Here is a 3,546-nt window from a genome sequence, read left to right on the forward strand (position 1 = left end):
ATATCTGGCGTTGACTTTTGGCACGCTGTTGAGTTCTCAAGGAACGGATGCTTCCTTCGAGCGGCCTTCCGACCAACCCTCCGGGCTTCGTTCTTCGTGCTTCCAGCTTAGCAGATGATTTCCGCTTCGCTTTCCACTCGGTTTTCCCTGCCGGTCTGCGACCTGACGGCCCGTCCGACGTCTCAAACCTTAGCCGATCCCCGCTCCGAAAAGCGAATCCGACCCCAATCCGATAAACGCACACGACAATTCAGGCCAAGCCGCACAGAGACGCGACTCCGCCAGGAGAGTTGTGGTGTTTCAAGGGATTGGCCGCCCCGGGACTGTCCGCGCCGAAGCGTGTCCAGTGCTCCCTGCCGAGCGACTAGTGAACGATACGCGCTATCTGGCTTTGAGGCAAACGGCTCCGACCGACCGCCCAGCTGCACCACTCGGTCGCGGTGGCTGTCGGAGCTGCCGCGCCACAGAGCAGTGGACTCGTGCGGCTTCACCGTGCGCCACCTGACCGCCGACGACCAGGCCGATGACTCCACGAACTGGTCTCCGATCGCCACCAGCAGCCGGCTGGCTCGTCCGCGCGCCAAGGGGTCAGCAAGGGAGCCACTTGGCCAAGCCATGCTCCGACGAGTCCCGGGACATAGGCCGGCGTCATCAGTGCCAAGCGCGCACTCCCCTCCATGAAGGGCTGGAAGAACGCCACAGCACCTGGGTCCACTGCTGGCTGCCAGTACGTGGACGGGTCAGGCACGCCAGCGCGAGCGAAATCAGCGATGCCGGGTATCACCATGTGCGACACGGCCAGTCAGGGCAGCGGTGGTCACCTTCCCGGCCCACGTCCACCGCCGAGCTCGACTCCCTCACTGGACTCCAGCCCGCGGATGCGACCGCCCTCGGTCAATCCGGCGAGCAGGTACTGCTCGCGGGCCTGCAGGGGCTTGACCCGGCCATGCTCAAGCAGCCGGAAGGTGAGGTCCTGGACCTCGACCAGGTCACCGTGCAGGGTCGGCAGCGCCAGCTTCGGGTAGGCGGCGGTCAGCCGCCGTACCTCATCGTGGATCTGTCCCAGAGTCTCCGGGCCGATGCAGCTGCCCTCCGCCATTGCAGTGAACCGAAGTGCACGACGAGCCGCCATCGCGACTTGCCTCTCCAATTCCGTGGTGCCCGCGTCGAAGCGGGTCTCGCTGTTGGAGGGGCCACCAGCAGGCGGTACCGCTGCCTGTTCGGAGGAGAGCAGGACAGGGGCCGGCAGTAGCGGCGGGACGACGAACGAGGCGGTTGTGGGCGTAGGCAGCGAAGCGGCCGGTGCAGGCTCGAGGAGCTGCACGACGCTGACACCGAACATGGCCTCCAGCACTCGGCACTGATCCGGGTAGGGACGGGTCGTCACCGCGCAGCCGTACCAGCGCTCGAACTGCCGCATGGAGACCGACAAGGCACCATCCACCTTGACGGCTTCCTGCCCGCCGCATTCCCGGACGGGCTGGTGTCGGTGTTCGCCGATGCCGGGATCCAGCTCGACCCGCTGGACGGCGGCACGGGCGTCAGCGCCCCGGCCGGGCCTCGGCCGGTGCAGATGGCCACCGGCCCGCACCCAGGGTTCCCGACCGACGTGCAGTATCAGCTGACCGCGTTCCCCACCCAGGCCGGGGGTACCTCCCGCGTCGAGGAGCGGATCTACATCCAGCTCGACACCCACCTGCCAGCCTTGGCAGCGTTCGGCGCGACCGTCAACGCGACGGGCCCGGTGATCACCAGTCGTCGCCCCCGAGTGCGGCGACGCTCGGCCCGGACCTGACACCGTGTACGACGTGGCCTAGCTGACCAAGGTGCTCGCCACCTGGCCGCTGGTCGGCACCTCTCTCATGGACGGCTTCACCCTGGACACCCCGATCCGCGACCTGCTGGCCGACATCCCGACCGAAGCGCCCGGCGGCGGGGTGACGGTTCGCCAGGTCCTGGCCCACAGCTCCGGCCTGCGGGCGACACCCGCCTCGACCAGTACCGGCACCGCACCGAGCCGCTGGCAGAACTGATCTGCGCAGAGCCGCTGATCGCCGACCCCGGAGCCGGTCACCGCTACATCAACCGCGGCTTCATCCTCCTCGGCCTCGCTCTGGCCCACTACCGCTGCCAACGCCTGGACGAGCTGGCAACCGGACTCTGGCAGCACCTCGGCATGACCAGCACGACCTACGGACCGGTGCCCCGCTCCGCTCAGGTCGCCCCGACCGAGCAGCGGCTGACCGGCGGGCCCCGGCTGTGGGGGATGCCGCACGACGACAACGCCGCCCTGCTCGGCGGAGTCGCCGGCCACGCCGGGGTTTTCACCACCCCGGCCGACCTCGCCGCCTTCGCCACCTACCTGCTGACCTCGCACGCCACCGGCGGGCCCCTGGGCCGCTGGCTCGCCGCCAGCATGCAGCCGCAGGCCGAGATCGAGCCGGGCCTCGACCGGGGCCTGGCCTGGATCCTCGCCGACCAGGGCCAGGTCGCCTACCACCACGGCTTCACCGGCAGCAGCCTCTACCTCGCCCCGGCCAGCGGCCGCTACCTGGCCATCTGCGCCAACGCCGTCTACCACCACCAGGACAACCGCACCCGCCTCGCCCCGCTGCGGGCCCTCGCCCTGGAGGCGATCACCGACGAACCCTAGGAAGGGGCCCCGTGCCCAGCACCACGCTCGCGTCCCTCAGCACCCTGCGGCTCGGTGGCCCGACCAGCGAGGTCCTGCTCGTCGCCAACCCCGAGGACTGGTTCGAACTGGTCCGTACGATCGGCGACCGACAGGAGGACCCGCCCCTCACCCACGGCCACGGCCACGGCCACGGCCACGGCAGCAACGTCATCGCCTCCGACACCGGCCACGTGGGCACCGTCGCGTGATGAACACCCCGGGGCATCCCCCTGAAGCAGGTGGACGACAGCACGGTGGCCGCGACTGTCCAGGCCGGCCAGCCGCTGGCCGACCTCGTCCAGTGGGCCGCAGCCGAACGCCTCGCCGGAATCGAGTGCCTGGCCGGCATACCCGACGCCCTCGACCACCTCACGGCCTGGGACTGGGCCCTGGGCCGCCTGCGTACCCTGCCCGCCCAGGCATGCCGCCTCCGCCACCGCGACAGCCGCTTCAAGAACGACCCCGGCCGCTGGATTCTTCTTACCGCGACGTTCCACCTCACCCGGTCACCAGCCGCGCCGATCACTCACCGGCCGCTCGCCGACGAACTCGGCGTCCGTATCGGCGCCCGACCGCCCGTGGCCGAGGTTGCCACCGCCGTCCTAACCAACCGTCACCGCCGTGGACTCCTCACCGCCCACGACGGAGCGACCGCAACGGGCTTCTCCCAGGCCCTCACCGAACTCTCGACCCAGGTCGAGATCGCAACCGGGATCAAGCTCCGGCCCGAGCCGACGTTGGTCGGCACTCGGGCACAAGGAGTCCCGTGAGAGCCCGCTCCGGAAATGCGAAAAGCCCCGACCGGTTTCCCGGTCGGGGCTTCTCTGAAAAATTGTTCGGCGGCGTCCTACTCTCCCACAGGGTCCCCCCTG

4 protein-coding genes and 1 pseudogene are annotated in these 3,546 nt (G+C 69.4%); 4 read left to right on the plus strand and 1 reads right to left on the minus strand.

Annotated elements, in window-relative coordinates; all coding sequences use genetic code 11:
* Positions 1-817: 817 nt before the first annotated feature.
* Positions 818-1,432, minus strand: coding sequence for a hypothetical protein (locus tag ABT095_RS38680; RefSeq protein WP_350534325.1), 615 nt, complete (start codon positions 1,430-1,432; stop codon positions 818-820).
* 51 nt (positions 1,433-1,483) lie between these two features.
* Between ABT095_RS38680 and ABT095_RS38685 the strand changes: the two genes are divergently transcribed.
* From ABT095_RS38685 to ABT095_RS38700, 4 genes and pseudogenes are all read left to right on the plus strand, one after another.
* Positions 1,484-1,795 (plus strand): carboxyvinyltransferase, encoded by a 312-nt coding sequence (locus ABT095_RS38685; RefSeq protein ID WP_350534326.1) that lies wholly within the window; start codon positions 1,484-1,486, stop codon positions 1,793-1,795.
* A 67-nt stretch (positions 1,796-1,862) separates the two neighbouring features.
* Positions 1,863-2,653, plus strand: a pseudogene (locus ABT095_RS38690) (serine hydrolase domain-containing protein).
* An 11-nt stretch (positions 2,654-2,664) separates the two neighbouring features.
* The gene (locus tag ABT095_RS38695) at positions 2,665-2,883 is read left to right on the plus strand and encodes a hypothetical protein (RefSeq protein WP_350534327.1); all 219 of its coding nucleotides are present in this window, start codon (positions 2,665-2,667) and stop codon (positions 2,881-2,883) included.
* Positions 2,884-2,913: 30 nt separating this feature from the next.
* On the plus strand, positions 2,914-3,444 hold the full coding sequence (locus tag ABT095_RS38700) for a hypothetical protein (protein WP_350534328.1): 531 nt from the start codon (positions 2,914-2,916) through the stop codon (positions 3,442-3,444).
* Positions 3,445-3,546 lie beyond the last annotated feature (102 nt).

The sequence above is a fragment of the Kitasatospora sp. NPDC002227 genome (assembly GCF_040296285.1).
GTDB lineage: Bacteria > Actinomycetota > Actinomycetes > Streptomycetales > Streptomycetaceae > Kitasatospora.